This window comes from Microcoleus sp. CAWBG58 (assembly GCF_020883045.1).
GTDB lineage: Bacteria > Cyanobacteriota > Cyanobacteriia > Cyanobacteriales > Microcoleaceae > Microcoleus.
Window position 1 is genome coordinate 31,619 of record NZ_JAHRFA010000026.1, and the last position, 17,298, is coordinate 48,916.

17 protein-coding genes are annotated in these 17,298 nt (G+C 44.3%); 8 read left to right on the forward strand and 9 right to left on the reverse strand.

All coding sequences use genetic code 11. The features are described 5' to 3' along the window. Positions 1–45 precede the first annotated feature (45 nt). Both QZ918_RS13845 and QZ918_RS13850 read right to left on the reverse strand, forming a co-directional pair. Complete coding sequence (locus tag QZ918_RS13845) at positions 46–1,173, reverse strand: esterase-like activity of phytase family protein (protein WP_293335960.1); 1,128 nt, start codon at positions 1,171–1,173, stop codon at positions 46–48. A 223-nt stretch (positions 1,174–1,396) separates the two neighbouring features. After that, positions 1,397–3,202, reverse strand: coding sequence for a TM0106 family RecB-like putative nuclease (locus tag QZ918_RS13850; RefSeq protein ID WP_293335962.1), 1,806 nt, complete (start codon positions 3,200–3,202; stop codon positions 1,397–1,399). A gap of 309 nt (positions 3,203–3,511) precedes the next feature. On the opposite strand from QZ918_RS13850, the gene QZ918_RS13855 reads away from it, so the two are divergent. After that, positions 3,512–4,735: an aminotransferase class V-fold PLP-dependent enzyme gene (locus QZ918_RS13855; RefSeq protein ID WP_293335964.1), complete on the forward strand. Its 1,224-nt coding sequence runs from the start codon at positions 3,512–3,514 to the stop codon at positions 4,733–4,735. A 147-nt stretch (positions 4,736–4,882) separates the two neighbouring features. Here QZ918_RS13855 and QZ918_RS13860 read toward each other — a convergent pair whose 3' ends face one another. Genes QZ918_RS13860 through QZ918_RS13870 form a run of 3 tightly spaced genes read right to left on the reverse strand, consistent with a single transcriptional unit; the run spans position 4,883 to position 6,379 of the window. Further along, positions 4,883–5,281, reverse strand: coding sequence for a DUF433 domain-containing protein (locus QZ918_RS13860; RefSeq protein WP_293335966.1), 399 nt, complete (start codon positions 5,279–5,281; stop codon positions 4,883–4,885). Between the two features lie 51 nt (positions 5,282–5,332). Then, entirely contained in the window at positions 5,333–5,884 is a 552-nt protein-coding gene (locus QZ918_RS13865; RefSeq protein ID WP_293335968.1) for a hypothetical protein, read from the reverse strand. A gap of 45 nt (positions 5,885–5,929) precedes the next feature. Next, entirely contained in the window at positions 5,930–6,379 is a 450-nt protein-coding gene (locus QZ918_RS13870; protein ID WP_293335970.1) for a hypothetical protein, read from the reverse strand. 216 nt (positions 6,380–6,595) lie between these two features. Between QZ918_RS13870 and QZ918_RS13875 the strand changes: the two genes are divergently transcribed. Then, complete coding sequence (locus QZ918_RS13875) at positions 6,596–7,951, forward strand: helix-turn-helix domain-containing protein (RefSeq protein WP_293335972.1); 1,356 nt, start codon at positions 6,596–6,598, stop codon at positions 7,949–7,951. Between the two features lie 15 nt (positions 7,952–7,966). Here the strand turns inward: QZ918_RS13875 and QZ918_RS13880 are convergent, their stop codons facing one another. After that, positions 7,967–8,398, reverse strand: a complete 432-nt coding sequence (locus QZ918_RS13880) for a hypothetical protein (RefSeq protein ID WP_293335974.1) — start codon at positions 8,396–8,398, stop codon at positions 7,967–7,969. 377 nt (positions 8,399–8,775) lie between these two features. Here QZ918_RS13880 and QZ918_RS13885 point away from each other — a divergent pair, with 377 nt between their 5' ends. Both QZ918_RS13885 and QZ918_RS13890 read left to right on the forward strand, forming a co-directional pair. Further along, positions 8,776–9,264, forward strand: a complete 489-nt coding sequence (locus QZ918_RS13885; RefSeq protein ID WP_293335976.1) for a hypothetical protein — start codon at positions 8,776–8,778, stop codon at positions 9,262–9,264. Positions 9,265–9,268: 4 nt separating this feature from the next. After that, positions 9,269–9,637, forward strand: a complete 369-nt coding sequence (locus tag QZ918_RS13890) for a hypothetical protein (protein WP_293335978.1) — start codon at positions 9,269–9,271, stop codon at positions 9,635–9,637. Positions 9,638–9,815: 178 nt separating this feature from the next. Here the strand turns inward: QZ918_RS13890 and QZ918_RS13895 are convergent, their stop codons facing one another. Further along, positions 9,816–11,060 (reverse strand): ferrochelatase, encoded by a 1,245-nt coding sequence (locus QZ918_RS13895; RefSeq protein ID WP_293335980.1) that lies wholly within the window; start codon positions 11,058–11,060, stop codon positions 9,816–9,818. A gap of 464 nt (positions 11,061–11,524) precedes the next feature. Between QZ918_RS13895 and QZ918_RS13900 the strand changes: the two genes are divergently transcribed. Both QZ918_RS13900 and QZ918_RS13905 read left to right on the forward strand, forming a co-directional pair. Beyond that, positions 11,525–12,109 (forward strand): hypothetical protein, encoded by a 585-nt coding sequence (locus tag QZ918_RS13900; protein ID WP_293335982.1) that lies wholly within the window; start codon positions 11,525–11,527, stop codon positions 12,107–12,109. Beyond that, entirely contained in the window at positions 12,102–12,824 is a 723-nt protein-coding gene (locus QZ918_RS13905; RefSeq protein WP_293335984.1) for a DUF3120 domain-containing protein, read from the forward strand. The genes QZ918_RS13900 and QZ918_RS13905 overlap by 8 nt, the downstream gene beginning before the upstream one ends. 170 nt (positions 12,825–12,994) lie before the next feature. Here QZ918_RS13905 and QZ918_RS13910 read toward each other — a convergent pair whose 3' ends face one another. Next, entirely contained in the window at positions 12,995–13,462 is a 468-nt protein-coding gene (locus QZ918_RS13910) for a retroviral-like aspartic protease family protein (protein WP_293335986.1), read from the reverse strand. Positions 13,463–13,621: 159 nt separating this feature from the next. Here QZ918_RS13910 and QZ918_RS13915 point away from each other — a divergent pair, with 159 nt between their 5' ends. Continuing rightward, positions 13,622–14,470 (forward strand): alpha/beta fold hydrolase, encoded by an 849-nt coding sequence (locus tag QZ918_RS13915; protein WP_293335988.1) that lies wholly within the window; start codon positions 13,622–13,624, stop codon positions 14,468–14,470. 108 nt (positions 14,471–14,578) lie between these two features. Beyond that, positions 14,579–15,661, forward strand: coding sequence for a pentapeptide repeat-containing protein (locus QZ918_RS13920; RefSeq protein ID WP_293335990.1), 1,083 nt, complete (start codon positions 14,579–14,581; stop codon positions 15,659–15,661). A gap of 307 nt (positions 15,662–15,968) precedes the next feature. Here QZ918_RS13920 and QZ918_RS13925 read toward each other — a convergent pair whose 3' ends face one another. Beyond that, on the reverse strand, positions 15,969–16,976 hold the full coding sequence (locus tag QZ918_RS13925; protein ID WP_293335992.1) for a hypothetical protein: 1,008 nt from the start codon (positions 16,974–16,976) through the stop codon (positions 15,969–15,971). Positions 16,977–17,298: the final 322 nt, after the last annotated feature.

Genomic DNA, 17,298 nt, shown 5'->3' on the forward strand with positions numbered 1-17,298 from the left:
GTTTTTCAAGCACAATCTCTATTATGCCTATGACCTCACTCTTTGTCAAGAGTTTTTTTGAACTTTTATTTTGAAGCCCAAAATCTGAGTCTCCTGCAAGCCGCTGAAGTTGTTGTCACTCACCAAAATCAGTCCTACGGTACTATCGGCTAGCGCGGGGCCAAATGTCAAGCCCTCAATGTTGTCTAGGGGAATTTTCAGAGTTTCCAAATCCAGCAGCAGCCGTTTTTGGGCGGGGGAAACCTCGCTGAAACGGGTTTTGAGGCTGGGAAGTGCTTCAATGCGATCGGCTTTTTCCAAAGAAATCTCAAAAATTCTGATCGTCGTGCCGGTTTCCAGGGAGAATGCGCGCTCTAAACTCAGCAAGCGCTTGTCGTCGATCGCCAATAAATCCACTAAACCGTTGCTAGTTAATTTTCCCACAGGATTCGCACCAGGGGGTAGCGGTTCGGTAATGTAGGCAAAGGAGGCGTCTGGATTGCCACTCGCAGCATCGTACCGCAAAATTCGGCACGGGCTGCCTTTTTCCAGGGAAGCTACTGCGCCATCTTGAACTGTAGCGTTTTCGGTGGCGGTGAATAGGTATTTGCGATCGTCCGTGAGAGTCAAGCTTTCAAAGGCGAGATTGTTGCGGATGCCTTTTGTGCCTTTGGCGTCGGGCAAAAATAGATTGGGAATTGGTAGCGTTTTGAGCAGTTTACCATCCAAGGAGAATTCTTTGATGAAGGGATTGATTTGGCGATCGACATCTCCCTCGGAAGAAACAAACACGCTGTTGCCAGTAAAAGTTATCCCTTCTGGATCTAAACTTAATTCGGGAAAACTTTTACCGTTTTCATCCAATAAAGTTGTCACACCAGTAAATTCAATCTTTTCTTTTTCCAGCTTACCAGATGCCAAGTTAATTTTTAGAGAATAGAAGCGCGCCGGAGCCTTGCTGCTGCGATCGTCAGAGATGGCATAATAAACTTGTTTCTCGGCATCATAGGTAATTCCCGAAAGTCCGCCAATTTCTGTCCCCCCAAACGGAGAACCTGTGGGAAATATAGCCCTGCCGATAAAATCTATTTTGGTAACAGCGAAAGATTGGGCTGACAAGTTTACCAAAAGAGCAACAGTTGCTGCTATCAAAAAACAGGCAATAAATATAGTTGCTTTTATTAGATTTCGCATTGTATGAATAAGTAGTTGATTAAAAACTTTCACTTTGAGCCTGCATATTTGGGGCAGGCAAGATGCCCACCCCACAATATTTTTACTAAATGCCGAATACAAGAAGTGTAATATTTGTCAAAATATTTGTCAAAATGCCAACCAAATATTTTTTAGCATACCTATCTTCTTCTCTTTCTTACTTCGCGGCCTTTGCGTCTTCGCGGTTCGTTCAATCATAAAATCACTGTTTCTGACTCAACAAAAAATTAGTCAACCAATCTTTAACGATGTAAGTAGCGCGACAGTCGTCCTCATTGTAGCGGACGATCGCCTCCAAGATCGATCGATCGCCAGTTTTGAGCCAATCATCGTACCAACAGACACACTGAGCACCATTAGCCTTAGCATCGCGCCAGTCAAAACCCAACCAGCGCGCAATCGGTTTGAGTGCGTAACTTTCCACCGGCATAATCGCTTGTTGCGTCACTTGCTTGTGAATATCGACAAACCGTTTCAGAACGGGTTTCCACAAGTAAGCTGGAGTGTTGTAAAGTTTAGCTAGCCGTTTAAAAGTCTTGACTTCGTAGTCGCAAAAGTGGAAAATTGGAGCAATAGGATAAGCCCACATTAGTTCTAAAAATTGCTCCCAGATTGCACCTTCCTCAGCAGGTGATTCGGCTAGGAAACCGTGGAATTGTTCGGTTTTATTGTACCTATCGACAACTAATACTCCGTGGAGATAATCTAAATTTAACTCCGGTTCGGCTTCGATGTCAAAGTAGAGTTCGATTGGGGCGATCGGCAAAAAGACAGATTGAGAATAAGGAATTGGCTTGCTGCGGAGAATTGGCGCAGGCTTGGCAGGTGAAGCAGGCTTGTTTTCTGTATTCTTTACCAGCTCAATTTTAGGAATTACTAAATTATTATTTGCCTTTTCTAGTATTCTTATAAACTGACTAACTGCTCCCACTTCCGAACTTACATCCGTTACATCCGTTAAATCCCGTAGATTGCCCGTTGCCGAACCTACATCCGTTACATCCGTTACAAAATCCGCTGCCGAACTTCCTTCTTCTCGCAACAACGGTTGATTTAACAAGTGAGATTGAGCTTGTCGCACCACATCAAAAGCAACTCTGTCAGGAAATTCTGGATAATCGGCAAGCAATTCGCAACTAGCATTTGCCAGAGATCTGACATCAGTAATTTCCAGAGTTTTTAGTCTAGCATAGCGGCCGGCAGTAACTCCGGGCAATAACGAAAGATGTTTAATAGATTCGGCTTCCGCGTGACAGACAGTATACCAACCGCAAAGATTGCACTTTTGACGAGAAATGAAAACCTCCGGCTTATCTCGATTTTCAATCATCTGGATGCAGTCGTCTAAAAGCTCGAACATCTCAGGAGTTCGCCGATCGAGATTAACTTCCCACAGCCCTTTTTTTCGCAGCAGCAGCCACGCATTATCAGGCATTCTTTCTTGCACGGAAGCTAAGATTTGGGCGTGAAAAGCTGCAATAATTTGATAGTCTAGTTTTGGTCGCTTGCTAAGCCAAATATCCGCAGTAGCATAACTCCAATCGCCAAATTTAGATTGTCCCGGCTGCTTGATTAATAAATGCGGGCGGCTGATGAGGGTAATGTTTGACGAGTGCAGGGTTGAGGATGAAAGATGCACCGGAGTTTCGTGAATTTCTTCGCCAAATTCCGGGAAGTATTGACTGTCAATTCCCAGCAGAGAATCTATTGCACCGCTGGCTTTGCCGAATTCGCCCCGGATGAGCACTCCTCGATAAATGCGATCGACTCCTTGCTGCATTAAACTTAAGGTAGCGGCCGCCCCAGCTTGCCAATCCCCTCTAGGATATGATGGTTGTTGGTAAGTCTCGTGTTCTAGAACCTGCTGCTGATACGTCCCGCTGTCGCGCATCAGTTTCAACAAAAAATCGCTAGGAGGATCTAATTTTTTCCAGTCTCCGCAGGTGTCTAAAAATGCTCGAAGATGGCATCGTTGATAGGAAAGTAAGAGTTTGTCAGTTATTAACATTTAGTATTCACAAAATATAGAATAATTAGAAGTTATTGGGCATTGGGAATGGGGAATGGGGCATTGGGAATGGGGAATGGGGCATTGGGAATGGGGAATGGGGCATTGGCATTGGTTATTAGTTAGGAGAATTTATCCGGGATCCAAAAAGTAGGTTTTACAACGAATTACTGTCCTTAAAAAGCTAAAAATGCCCAAAATAAATGCTGTCGGAGGAAGGAGGAAGAAAGAAAAATAAACCTTTTTTAGAGAGGAGTTTGACGATCGACATTTATGCAATATTAACGCTATCAATAATTCCCCAAAAATATGACAAAGGACAATCACCGGCAACAATTCCCAGCTTTGGCCAATAAAGCTTATTTTAACTACGGCGGACAAGGGCCGCTGCCTGAGCCTGCTTTAGAGGCGATTTATGAGGCCTATAAGCGCGTGCAGCTTGGGGGGCCGTTTTCGGGGGAAATCGGTGCTTGGGTGGTTCAGGAGGCGATGCTGACGCGACGGGCGATCGCCCGCGAGTTAGCTGTACCTGCTGAAACGATCGCCCTGACTGAGGATGTCACCGTCGGCTGCAATATTGCTCTGTGGGGCATTGATTGGCGATCGGGCGACCATTTATTGCTCTCTGACTGCGAACACCCAGGCATTGTAGCTAGTGTAATGGAATTACAGCGCCGTTTCAACATTGAGGTTTCGGTTTGTCCGCTGGCGGCTACTTTGAATGGGGGCGATCCGGTTGCGGTAATTGCCGATTATTTGCAACCGAATACTCGTCTGTTGGTAATCAGTCACATCTTGTGGAATACTGGTCAAGTTTTGCCTTTGGCTGAGATTGTTAAGGTGTGTCATGAATTCTATGAACCCCCCCTAACCCCCCCTTGCCAAGGGGGGGGACAAGAGGCTTTATCTGTGCAGAATCGCAAAGTAATGGTGTTAGTTGATGCGGCTCAATCTGTGGGGGTTTTACCTTTGAATTTGATTGAGTCTGGGGTTGACTTTTATGCTTTTACTGGTCACAAATGGTGGTGTGGCCCGGAAGGTTTGGGCGGACTTTATGTCAGCGCTTCAGCTTTGGCAGATTTGCATCCGGTGTTTATCGGTTGGCGGGGAATTGTGACGGATTCTAGTGCTAAAGTGCTTGGATGGAAGCCTGGATCTCAACGTTACGAGATTGCGACTTCGGCTTATCCTTTGTATTCTGGTTTGCGAAGTGCGATCGCCCTGCAAAACGAGTGGGGTACGATCGAGGAAAGGTATGCAGAAATCTGCCGTTTGAGCAAGTATCTCTGGGAGCGTTTGTCGGAACTTCCCGGTGTAGAATGTTTGCGGAAATCAGCACCGGAAGCTGGTTTAGTTTCGTTTCGATTGACTAACGGGATGCCGCACAAGGAGTTAGTTGGTTTGCTGGAAAAGCAGGGAATTATGGTGCGGACAATTCTGAATCCTGACTGCGTGCGGGCTTGCGTTCACTATTTTACCACTGAGGCGGAGATCGATAAGTTGGTTGGGGAAATAGCCATTCAATTAGTATAGCTGTGGCGGGTTTATCTATAGTCTTGGACTCGCGGGTAATCAGAAACTGGGTTTTTGCGAAAATACTCGGTTACAGTCGCACAAACTGTGAAAAACCCGGTTTCTTTTGTCGGGGTGCGTAATTCCCGATGTAAGTAGATGAACGGTTTAGACATTGGCAGCTTCGATAATTTGCTCAGCCGCAATAGATGCGTCTATTTCCTGATGATGAACCCCATAAAAAGCGAGAACTTCGTTGACTTGAGCTTCACTGATGTCATACTCAGTCGCAATTTCCTTTGGAGATAAACCCCATTTTTCGGCTGCAATGACTACTGTTTGCACCCGCAACCGAGTGCCGCCCAAAACGGGCACGAGTTCGCCACTAGCACCGTGCACATAGGTGATTTCAGGGAAAGCGCGATCGTCATTCCGCTGCTTGAGAGTAGCAACTTTTTCGGTTACAGCCAATAGAATAAACTGATCGAGGGAAATGCCTTGGAGTGCGGCAATTTTTTCGGCTTCTTGCTGTAGTTTAACGGGTAAGTTTAAGGGGTAGGGTGTCATTTATATAACTTCCGTTTGCTAATAGGATTGCAGATGGGGCGGTAGTTTAGTTTAACAGTGTTTCAGTATTTCCAACATTTTAAAAACTTTTCTTTTCATCTTATTATGATATTCAAGACGGGCTTCTACCACTTCTGAATTCAGGTGAGTCACACAATGATTAGTAACATACAAAATATCCTGAGATTCAGATTGATCTTCTGAAGTCAGGAAACTCTCACCCTCATTGGTAAAGCACAGAACATAGCGAACCCCATCATCGCAGTCACGCACAAACTTTCCTAGTAAGTCTTTGTAGTTGAGAGTATCAACAGCTTTATTGAAAGATTCAGCTTTGTTTCCCTCTATCCCGTGACAGATGAAGGTAGCAAAAATTGCGTAATCTGAATCAGGCGGTTTTAAACTTACAACTCTTTTAATATAAATAACGGTATCACAAAGCTCTACTTCATCAGTATCTATGATTTCTACTTCATCCCAAAATTGAATGAAGGTTTCACCATTTTTCTTTTGATAGCAGGTAAACTTATATCCCTTGCTTTCTAGTTCAGCCAAAATCTGGCGTAGTGGCTCAGGCATGGCTGAACTTGGAATAATACGCATAATTCAATACTAAACTCCAACCACTTTACCTGACCAATTGGAGTATTATAGCTTCAAACCAGGCTCAAACTCTTCTATTTCACTAGCCGTGAATTGATAGCGATGTCTTTTGATTCCCATCGCTGACAGAACGACTTTAGGTAAAGGCTGTTGGCAATCCGACCCGAAATCTTCTATTTCGCTAGCAGTGAATCTATAGCGATGACGCTTGCTGACATCAGGTAAGCGAATTTCTTCCAAGAGAACACTTAGTTTTGCCTGTAGGTTATGGGAATTTTGGGCTAGAAATTCCCTTGATAAATAAATAGTATCTGTAGTGTAATCAAAAGCCGCATTTGCTCCATTAATATCAGCAGATGAAACGACCCTTAGGTGCCAGTAAGTGCCTTGAAGATAGACTTTTTCAGACAAATTCGGATTGAGCGCCTTTTTGAGCGTTCCCAAAACTGGTTTGTAAGAATGCCGATCACGAACTCTAGTGGATGTGTTATACACTTTTGGCTTCCTCTTTTGGCTTCCTATTTGTATATCGGGGAGTTTTTATAATTTTATGCAAGTGAATACATACTTGTTACTCTACTGCGGATATCCAAACTTGTCAGCAAGATACAGTTGGTTAAAAAGTGTTAAAAAGTAATATTTTAGGAAAAAGGTAAGATCGTGGTAAGATTATGGTAAGATTACTGTGATAACTAGACTCCCCTTTAAGCAATGAACATTGAGGAAGCCTTAAGAATCACTGATGAGTTAATCTGGACCACAACAGGAAAACACCTGACGGATTTACAAGAGGCTATAGTTCTGAACACTTGGAAAGGTAAAAGGTATCACCACATTGCTGAACAACACTCATATAATGAAATTTACGTCAAGAGCGTTGCTGCTCAGTTGTGGAACCAACTCTCATCAGTATTAGGGGAACCAGTCGCAAAAACTAATCTGCGAACTGTGCTGGAGCGACGCTCGCACTTGCAATCAATCCCACTTTCCCAAACGAAAGTGGAGGATAAAGGGGTAATCGCCATCCCGGCCCAAGACTGGGGTGAAGCACCAGATGTACCGATTTTATATGGACGCACTGAGGATCTGGCAACCTTACACCAATGGATCGTGAAGGATCGCTGCCGACTGGTGGCAATATTGGGTATGGGTGGGATTGGCAAAACTGCTCTGTCTGTGGAAGTGGCAAAACAGATTGAAGGTGAGTTTCAGTACGTCATCTGGCGAAGTCTTCATTATGCCCCACCTGTCACAGAGTTTTTAGCAGACTCGATCAAATTTTTTTCCAATCAGGAACTCACTAATTTACCCAAAGACGCACCTAATCTCCTGTCGATCCTGATCCAGTATTTGCGATCGCATCGGTGTCTGTTGGTACTCGATAATGCTGAGTTGATTCTAGAACCTGGGCATCTATATGGACAATATAAAGAGGGCTACGAAGGGTATGGCGATCTGATCAGACGCGTAGGAGAAGTATCTCATCAAAGTTGCTTAGTTTTAATCAGTCGGCAACGATTTAGAGAGATTGCATTATTAGAAGGTCCCATAAGACCTGTTCGTTCATTAAAATTGGATGGGTTAACGGTAGAAACAACATCGGAAATCTTCAAAGAAGAATCTTTATCTGACCAGGAAAAATGGAGTGAACTCATTCAACTATATCGAGGCAATCCCTTGGGATTAAAGCTAGTTGCTAAGACAATTAAAAGCCTATTTAATGGTAAAGTATCTGAGTATTTACAACTCGGCACAATAACAATCATGCCAGGGTTTCAAAAAATATTGGATGAGCAGTTCCAAGCATTATCAATTTTAGAAAATAAACTTATATGCTATATAGCGAATTATCACTATCCAATTTCATTCAAACAATTGCAAGAAGAGTTTCAGTCAAAAGCAGATATAGCAGATCTTATACAAGCTTTAGAATCTTTAGTATGGCGCTTTTTAATAGAAAAAATTACAAAAGGCAGTGAATTACTTTTTGCTATACAACCTGTGGTGCAAAAGTACATTACCAAATATATCAAATCTGGCAATACAACCGATGTGGTAGAGCCTTAACGCTAGATAATCAATCTATAAATTTCTCTTGTTCTGACTGCTCCTTCTAATAACTTTAGGGATGCCATTCTCTGATGCAATCACCTGCGTGACTTGCTCTCCTGGAGCTTTGTGGGTGTTTGTGCTTGTCCTTTGGTTAGTAGAGGTTGCATTTCTAGGGTCACGACCACGGTTTTCATAATCACTTTCTTCTAGGTCTATAGAAAGAGCAGTAAACAGATCATCCAGACTTTTTTTATTAACAGGATGTGTCCTGTAGAGAATTTTTTTGAGTGTTTCACGCTGCTGTCTAACCATAGATTCTAATTTTGAAAGGTTGACATTCTCAGGAAATGGCTTGTTCACTGATTTTAAACAATTTTCCTGACTATAACCCTGAGACAATTTTCTGAAAGCAGTTTGTACTTTTTGCAGCCCTTTGCCAGTCAAATAACAATTTTTAGACATAACAGAATTTTTGGTGTTTTAGTCCTAACCATCGACTTTGCTTTCCGTATTAAAAACCCCGAATCTGGGGTTAGGCATTTTACCTACTTAGCTCTAAACTGCCGATCATCGGCAGGATATGGGGCTTTGTCCTAGCACAATTTGCTGAGAAGCTTACTGTGATTGAATTTGGATAACTTTAACATATTTTTTTTTACATCGGCGCTGATGATCGGCATTAATGTTTGAGGTGTCGTTTATTTTGATATTAAGTTCACTTGGAACGCAACGCCAGATGCTGACACACAGCAAAATGGCAGTTTTATCTCAAAAAAAACAAAAAACGGCGTTCCACAGAGGAACCGCCGCTAGTCAAATAAACATACCTCCAAGATATCATGGACAACTTATCTCTACATGACGATCGCCCGTCGCCAAACCCCCGACAGGCCAACGGCATCATCCTGCTGTGCGAAATTCTCCTCATTCTCTGCCAAGCCAACACTTCCAGCCAGAAGTGGTCACAACTTCAACAACTTTGTCCAGAACTAATCGAGACTCACTGGCGCGGCTACAGCTATATCCGGCTGTTTTCCTGCTGCTTGTTTGAGATCCTTCTGATCCACCTGCCACCGGCGACAGACACTGGGATTCACTGTCACGATTCTTGGTACAACATCAACATCCTGATTGCTGGCGAAGCAGCAATTGACAGCAAATACAAAATTCGCGGCGGTAAGCCGAAACTGGTTCGAGAACAGAAACTCAGCAAAGGGCAATTCTCTCAATTGATGCGCTATCGCCCTCACAATCTCTGTTGTCCGGGTTCTGCGATCTGCCCAACTATGACGCTTAACATTCATTTCCCGAACCGGACTGAATCTTAAACGATTGGCGATCGCATCACTATCAAATGCGATCGCCTCGCCACAGCTAAATTTTGCCAATCTTCAATACACCAACACTCTTTACTTGACGAGGAAAAATCAGATGACTACTTGCCCTTACAAAGACAATTCCAGCCTCAAAAAATTGCCCTGCAATTGGCATTCCCACCCTGAAAACTCGAACATCCGGCTGTGCGACTGCGGCAATTTCTACAAAATCGATGAATTAGTCGAACCCTTCCAAGGTTCGCAGTCTTTCTTTGTTGTCTTGACGATCGTTATCCTGGTACTTGGGCAAGCTGTCCGCTTTGAACAACCTGGTTTGAATGCACCAGTGCGCCAAAATTACAACCAGCTTAAAGAGAGCCGATAGCAGAATTCATACCTGCTGATAAAAAAGCCGATCGCCCTTCCCACCAAAAACACCAAAGGCCGATCGCCCTTTTCTCCCAAATCTCAACTTACCCACTCCCACAAAAAAACCGGGTTTTTACTCAATCTGTCGTCTTCAACGCAGTATTGTCGCAAAAACCCGGTTTCTAAGATTCTAATTAATGACTGTGCCCGTGCTCCCCATGAGAATGCCCGTGCTCCCCATGAGAATGCCCGTGCCCGCCATGAGAATGCCCGTGTTCCCCATGAGAATGCCCGTGTTCCCCATGAGAATGCCCGCGATCGCCATGAGAATGTACGTGATCCCGAACAACCAAATTCGGATTAACAGCAACTGCCATCTCACTCAACAGCGCTTCAATCTGCGGATTTGCCCACTCTGCGGCCATTTTCAGGAACTCTGGATGGTCGTTTACGCAAGGCAATTTGCGGTAAGTAACTCCTTGACGCTGCTTCTGCAAACCCTCAATAATGTGGTCTACATCTAACAAAGTTTCGTGGTTTTCTGTCGCAAATCCGATCGGCATAAACACGATCGCAGTTGCACCCAAATCAATCAAATTCTTCGCAGCCAACGTCGCATCCGGCTGCGTCCATTCAATCAGCGGTGTGTCGTGATTCAGCCAGCCCACCGAAATCAAAGGATAGCGATACATCAAACGTTCCCGCACGCGATCGTACAAAGCTTGACTTTCCACAATACCCGAAGTAAAGCCCTTCGCCTTGTGCGGACAACCGTGATTCATCAGCACAATCCCAATTTGAGAAGGCAAATGCGCTACTGCTAAATCGTTCTTAATTTCTTCTTCAACTAAATCAGCCATTAGCTGGATGTAAGCAGGTTCATCGTAAAAAGAAGGAATGTAGCGCTGTCCCGTTACCCAATGTTCTTTACCATCAAAGGTTTGTGCTAAAGCGTTGTTTACCTGTTCCACAGCAATGCCACTGGTGAAAACAGAATCCACAACCAACAGCGGATAAATCAGAATCTTATCAAAGCCTTCTGCTTTAATTTGCGGAATTACTTGTTCCGGCAAAAACGGCGCGCAAAAGTTAAAAGCTTTGAACACTTTTACTTTGTCGCCCCATTTTTCCTGCAAATTCTTTTCAATCCCAGCGCGCTGCTGTTCAAAAATTGCATTGTGCGGTGACACGAATTTACCGTGTTGGTGGCTCCATTCGTGCAAGTCAAAAATCGCCAAAATCTTCGCCAGTGGCGGATAAATCCAATTCGGTACTGGGGCAAACTTAGCTGTCAGCAAGTTTAAAGCTTGTTCGTTGTAGTTGGCAAAATCGTCGTAGCTTTCGACTTCGCCGTAACCCATCAGCAAGACAGCAACCCGGTCATTACTTGCGGGTTCAGCAGATGTTTTGAACTCTATTTTTTCAGGAGAAGCAACCACTTTGTATTCCTCAATTTTATTTATTCTAAGAGATCCAGACAGGATGAAGGGTGCATCTGAGATTTTTCATTTTTGGCGATCGCACCGCTGATTCCCGGCTTCTGCACCCATACTGCCCGGTCAAATCTTTTATTTATCCAAGAACACCGGGTGGATGAGCATCAGTCCTAAATCAGGTTTGTAACTTCAACCCGAAACCAACAGGGTGGCTAGAACTAGGATCGGGCTTTGCTAAGCCTGACAGGGAATCCGGCCGGGGGGGTTAAGTTTTATGTTTTCTTAAGACTCCCTTACCTTGCCTCAGATGCCAGTCGTTTCGAGCCTTCCCCGCGCTATACTTGGGGGGATACTCTGTCAACTTGACTCTATTATAACTTTAATACCCTATCCCCCGGGATGGTATCTGATATAATAGATATATGATAAAGTTATGTTGCGAACTATATTAACTTTCTTGACGCACTATGAGACTGGTAATTTGCCCCGGAGTTCACGAACCAAAGCTAACCGACTGTTTCCTGGCGGGACTTTCGGGGATTTGGGCAGTGGCTGCCGATCGCCAAAACCAGCAAATACTCAATAGCGTTAAGATTTTCCCCGCTCATAAACATCCACCTTTTTCAGCACTTGACATATTCCACTTTTTGTGCAGTCAAGAGTTGACAGGAGAAAGTCTAGTATTCGTTAGTTTTTCGGCTGGGGTGGTTGGGGCGATCGGGGCAGCTTGGATGTGGCAGCAAATCGGCGGCAAAGTTGGAGCATTTTTTGCTTTAGACGGCTGGGGAGTACCCCTGGGGGGCAATTTCCCGATCCACCGCATCAGCCACGATCGCTTTACGCACTGGAGCTCAGCCATTATCGGCAGCGGTGAAGACAGTTTTTATGCCGATCCGCCCGTTCCACATTTGGAGTTGTGGCGGCAACCCCAAACCGCCCAAGGTTGGCAAATCACTCACGCACCCGACGGGATTGAGAGGGCAAAACCCGCCACCGCAGCAACATTTTTAGTTCACTTATTGAAACAGTACGGAGTCCAATCAGTTGTTTAATTTTAATTTAGTATCATCAGCGATCGCACCTATTGCTACCCTCGCCCGCTTAGAAAATTCTGTTTCTTCAGTCAAAACAAACAGCATCAAGCAGTGGCTGATATTTAGCGCCTCAGCATTTTTAGTCTCAATTCCCGTCTTCGTGCAAGCACCATTAGTTCGCTTGTATCCAACCATCAGCTTGCTCTCGACAATTCCCTGGTTCGTCCTCAGTTTGCTCCTAATTTTCCGTCCCAAAACCCAAGTTTGGGGAGACTTATTATTAGGATTTGCCGGATGTTGGCTGGCAGGTTCTATCTATTGGGGCTGGTTTAGATGGGAACCAATTTTGCACTTACCTATAGAATCAATTGGTTTACCATTTGCAATTTGGTGCTTGAACAAATCCTGGGGAAAAGTTGGAGCCTATTTTTATTTGGGTTCGCTATTTGGCACTGCAATTACTGACTTATATTTTTATTTGACAGGCTTGATGCCCTACTGGCGCAAAGTCATGCACGCGGAACCGGAATTCGCAATGCCAATTTTCCAAAGTGCGATCGGGCAAATTGACACTCCTTGGGGTATTGGCTGCGCTTTAGTTTTAATCGCTGTGTTGCTAACAGTCGGTTTGATTAGTTTGCGCCCTAGCCTGCACTGGCGCGCCTTCAGCGGAGCAGTTTTTAGCACGCTTTTGGTGGATGGTTTGTTTTGGCTGGCTGCTTCTGCTGCTTGAGATTTTGGGAAATTTCGATCGCAGAGGTGGGAAGATTGACGTGGCTGGACGCAGATTTTTTGATAAATCATTTGTAGTTGTAGGGTGCGTCAGTTTTCGGTTTAATACAAAAAATTTTGGTTTCTCCAATGACGCACCTTACTTGTTGTGGCTGGGCATTCTAATTTTTATTATCCCTCTGTTCGCTTGATATAAGTCACAGGATAACCAGGATTGCTCGGATTGCCGATTAACCGCTGATTCTTGCAATCTACCAGCAAATCTAACTTCTCCAAAACCACTTGACCAATCAACACCTCATCACCTGTCACTAGAGCGTCTTCGGTAGTCCTGCGTCCCTCAATTTCAATTAAGATAGCTTCAGTTACTCCTACTGTTTCTTGACGGCCATCAGCATACTTAACACTTTGTTGTCCGATAATCCGTAAACCTAGCTGCTGTACCATTTCTGCTGAAATTACTAGGTAAACCGATCCTGTATCTACTATAGCTTCTGTTTCGCACTCGCGCAACAACCGAGGTGCGAGCAATCCACGACTAACTAGAGCTTCATCTATGGCATTTGTCAGCTTGACCTGAGTCTTAACTTCTCCGATATTCTTAATTCCACCCAATTCTAATTTATTTAATTGTTTCATAGTAAATTAGCTTTGAATCTTTCCATACTGACATTATACGATTTCTGGGAACCAGACGCGATCGCCCGCGATTAACCGACATTTTTGTGAGATGAGTATTTAGTTAGCGATCGTGAGTTACAATCTAAAATCTAAAATCTAAAATCCAAAATTGATATCATGGCTTTCATTTCAGTTCGCGGTGTAGAACATTATTACGAGTGGATAACAGCAGGCAATAGCGCCCAACCCAGCGGCAAACCAGTTATGGTATTTCTCCACGGCTGGGCTGGCTCAGCCCGCTACTGGGAAAGCACTGCACGGGCGATCGCCAATGACTTTGATTGTTTGCTGTATGATATGAGAGGTTTTGGTCGATCGCCCTTACCGCCATCACCTCCTGAGTCCAGTTACGAGCTCGAAACCTACGCCCACGACTTAGCCGAATTATTACAAACCCTCAATTTAAGCCGAGTCTTTCTGAATGCTCACTCTACAGGTGCATCCGTTGCTACTTTATTTCTCAACCTTTACCCCGAAAAAGTAGAAAAAGCCATTCTCACTTGCAGCGGCATTTTTGAATACGATGAGAAAGCCTTTACAACTTTTCACAAATTCGGCGGCTATGTGGTCAAATTTCGCCCGTCTTGGCTGGCTTCTATCCCGTTTGTCGATCGCATCTTTATGGCTCGGTTTTTGCGCCGTTCCTTACCAACAGCCGTCAGTTTAGCATTTCTCAAGGATTTCTTAATGGCAGACGAGGAAGCTGCGATCGGTACAATGGTAACAGCAGTCAGCAAAAGAGCAGCCGAGGAAATGCCCCAGGAATTTGCACGGTTGAGCGTGCCGACACTGCTGGTAGCTGGAGAATTCGATCGAATTATCCCCGCCGCCATGGGAGAGCAAGCAGCCTCCCTCAGCAAAAAAGTAGAATTTGTTATAATCCCAAATACAGCTCACTTTCCAATGCTGGAGGATGCCACAACATATTTGCAGCGAATCCGAGACTTTTTGCCAGCAGCGGCATAGCTGAGTTATTGTTCATCCAATGTACGATCGGGGAAGCAAGCTTTTACAGCAGCTTTTGCTCCGATCTTAATTTTTAATTCCTAATTTCTTAAAGCGAAAGGTGGTATCATGAACGACCTCGACCAATACTATAGAGTGCTGGGACTATTACCGGGAGCTTCCCGAGAAGAAATTACTCAAGCCTACAAGGATTTAGCGTTCATTTGGCACCCCGATCGCATCCCTAAAGATAATCCTAGATTGCTCCAAAAAGCTGAAGAAAAGATTAAGGAAATTAATCAAGCTCGCGAACAGTTGCGATCGATTCAGCCAAGAGGTCAAAATCAGAACACTCAGCACAAAAATACTCAGCACAAACACACCCAGCAACAAAACACCCAGCAACAAAACACCCAGCAACAAAACACCCAGCACAAACACACCCAGCAACAAAACACCCAGCAACAAAACACCCAGTACAGAAATACTCAGTATCAAAATACTCAGTATCAAAACACTCAGCAACAAAACACTCAATATAGAAACACCCAACAACAAAACACCCAGCAACAAAACACTCAGTATAGAAACACCCAACAACAAAATACCCAGCAACAAAATACCCAGCAACAAAACACTCAGTACAGAAACACCCAGCCACCACCAACAACTCCAAAAGAACCGCGCTACTCTCCCGAGCCCTCTTCAGGAAATTATGCGGGAAATTATGCGGGAAATTATGGTGGAAATTATGCTGCAAATCCCACCGGGCCTTATTCAGATGCGTCGCGCTACCAATCGCAGCAACCGCAGCCATCTCAGTCTTACCGCCAAGCTGCGCCGCAAGCTCCCGATTTGAGCGGTTCCAACTTCAAAGGAGCTTCTTTAAAAGAAAAGGATTTTTCTGGGAGAAACTTGAGCAATGCCAACCTGAGTGAAGCTGACTTAAGCGATACTTTTCTGCACAACATCAACCTCACAGCGGCGAATTTGCAGAAAGCTAACTTGTTCAGGGCTAACCTATTGGGAGCTTGTTTGATTAATGCCAACTTGAGAGAAACCAACTTAATTGGAGCGGATTTGAGCGGTGCAGACTTGAGCGGTGCAGATTTGACGGGTGCTAAAATCGGTTATGGCGATCGGGTTATGGTAAAACTCACAGGAGCTAGATTAACAGGTACAATCTTGCCCGACGGTACCGTACACAGTTAAACAATTTAGTCAGTATAGCCTTAAAACGATCGGATCTAAAAGTGGCTGCCTTTCAACAGAAGGCAAATTATTGTTCAACAACTCACGCATAGAGGAGATTAAACAACAAATCTTGAATACTTTTTGCGCCCTTGAAACTCGTTTCTTGACAGTAGGATATCGCGGTGGCTTAGTCCGTACCTATCCTTTTTCCCATTGATATGGGATTCATTCTTTCGATTAAGGTTATCTTCTGAAGGCTTTGAAGTCGAAAAAGGTCGATCCTCGTATATTTATCGCAAGAGGATCGACCCAGTAGATTCGTGAATCAGTCAGACCAAATGAGTGATTCTATAATTTGCTCAAGGTCATGAATCTCCTGCAATAACTGCAATAAGTTTTTACTAGGTTTAAAAAGATTGCCATCGGCGTGTTTGGCTGGCTCTGACTCATGTCCGTGCTCCACATCAATGCTTTGTCGCCACCTCTCTGCGTGGGTTTTCCACTCTTCCGTGTCGACTAGTTCAGGAGGATGGAACCAGAGATTCCAAGTCAGTATGTTGCCAGCTTGCAGCATGTTGCCAGAAATAATGTTGAAAAGATCCACGATGCCCCGATTAAAGTTATCGACAGTGGGATGATTTGTCGGGACGATATCGCCGATTTCCACATCTATATGCGCAACAGACCATGCCATGCCTGAGTGTCTAGCGAAGCCAGGAGCCTTAAATCGGCTACTTTCACCAGCCAGAATTGAAAAGGTAGCTTGATCGGGGTTGCCGGCCTTATGTGTAGAGACCTGAATCGCGTGGGCTTTGGATGAGGGAAAGGGAAGAGATTTTTTTTCAAACATGTCCCATGCTTTTTTAACAAACCAATTTTTCTGCGAATCTGGACTAAACCAAATCTTACCTTCGACGGTCATATCAGCCGCTATTCCTAACTCCCGATTTTTCTCGTCAACCCAACCCCTCTGTCCGGTAACGGTAACTTCTAAATTCAGACAAAACATGCCATCAATACAAGCACCTTGCTGGGGACATATAATCGACCATATTCTCCCAGCATCGTCGTAACCGATGCTGGAAATGTTGGGGGCAAACTCCTGAAAACATCTGGAATCCGGTTTTCCTTTAACGGTTTCCCAACTGAACTCTGGCCAATGTACACGCTGCTGACGTTTGATTCTCTCAATGTTGGCCATGTTATCCAACATTGGCAACGAACTAAGGTCTGGAGTTGGATAGGCAAACTTGGGATTTGAATCGGCAAAACCGCCTATCCAACCTTTTGGGGTGCTCCAACCATCTGGGATAATTGCAATCTTCATTGTCATAAACTGTTACTTAATGTAGTCGGCTGTCGAACTAAAACAGAGGAAAGAGCGATTCCCTTTGGAAACGCTTCACGGAAAGAATAACTTCGATCGCCCGCACTGTCAATCTTGAGGACAGCTAAAACTCATCGATCGTCACAAATCTTAATTAGGGATTGCTGAATAAAACTAGAAAGTTTACCAGATCGGGGGTTCCAGATTTCTTGGCTCTACTAAGAGTGCAAGTTATAGGATTATAGATGCTCAAAATTCTTGCACTTTCGTTGCTAGTTTCTGGATAAATTTGAGAAAGCAATAAACCTCCTATTTTTTAAGCTGTGTA

What these genes read in the sequence shown, in the direction of transcription:
- QZ918_RS13845 (WP_293335960.1), bottom strand. Translation starts at nt 1,173, where the DNA reads ATGCGAAATCTAATAAAAGCAACTATATTTATTGCCTGTTTTTTGATA.
- QZ918_RS13850 (WP_293335962.1), bottom strand. Translation starts at nt 3,202, where the DNA reads ATGTTAATAACTGACAAACTCTTACTTTCCTATCAACGATGCCATCTT.
- QZ918_RS13855 (WP_293335964.1), top strand. Translation starts at nt 3,512, where the DNA reads ATGACAAAGGACAATCACCGGCAACAATTCCCAGCTTTGGCCAATAAA.
- QZ918_RS13860 (WP_293335966.1), bottom strand. Translation starts at nt 5,281, where the DNA reads ATGACACCCTACCCCTTAAACTTACCCGTTAAACTACAGCAAGAAGCC.
- QZ918_RS13865 (WP_293335968.1), bottom strand. Translation starts at nt 5,884, where the DNA reads ATGCGTATTATTCCAAGTTCAGCCATGCCTGAGCCACTACGCCAGATT.
- QZ918_RS13875 (WP_293335972.1), top strand. Translation starts at nt 6,596, where the DNA reads ATGAACATTGAGGAAGCCTTAAGAATCACTGATGAGTTAATCTGGACC.
- QZ918_RS13880 (WP_293335974.1), bottom strand. Translation starts at nt 8,398, where the DNA reads ATGTCTAAAAATTGTTATTTGACTGGCAAAGGGCTGCAAAAAGTACAA.
- QZ918_RS13885 (WP_293335976.1), top strand. Translation starts at nt 8,776, where the DNA reads ATGGACAACTTATCTCTACATGACGATCGCCCGTCGCCAAACCCCCGA.
- QZ918_RS13900 (WP_293335982.1), top strand. Translation starts at nt 11,525, where the DNA reads ATGAGACTGGTAATTTGCCCCGGAGTTCACGAACCAAAGCTAACCGAC.
- QZ918_RS13910 (WP_293335986.1), bottom strand. Translation starts at nt 13,462, where the DNA reads ATGAAACAATTAAATAAATTAGAATTGGGTGGAATTAAGAATATCGGA.
- QZ918_RS13915 (WP_293335988.1), top strand. Translation starts at nt 13,622, where the DNA reads ATGGCTTTCATTTCAGTTCGCGGTGTAGAACATTATTACGAGTGGATA.
- QZ918_RS13920 (WP_293335990.1), top strand. Translation starts at nt 14,579, where the DNA reads ATGAACGACCTCGACCAATACTATAGAGTGCTGGGACTATTACCGGGA.
- QZ918_RS13925 (WP_293335992.1), bottom strand. Translation starts at nt 16,976, where the DNA reads ATGACAATGAAGATTGCAATTATCCCAGATGGTTGGAGCACCCCAAAA.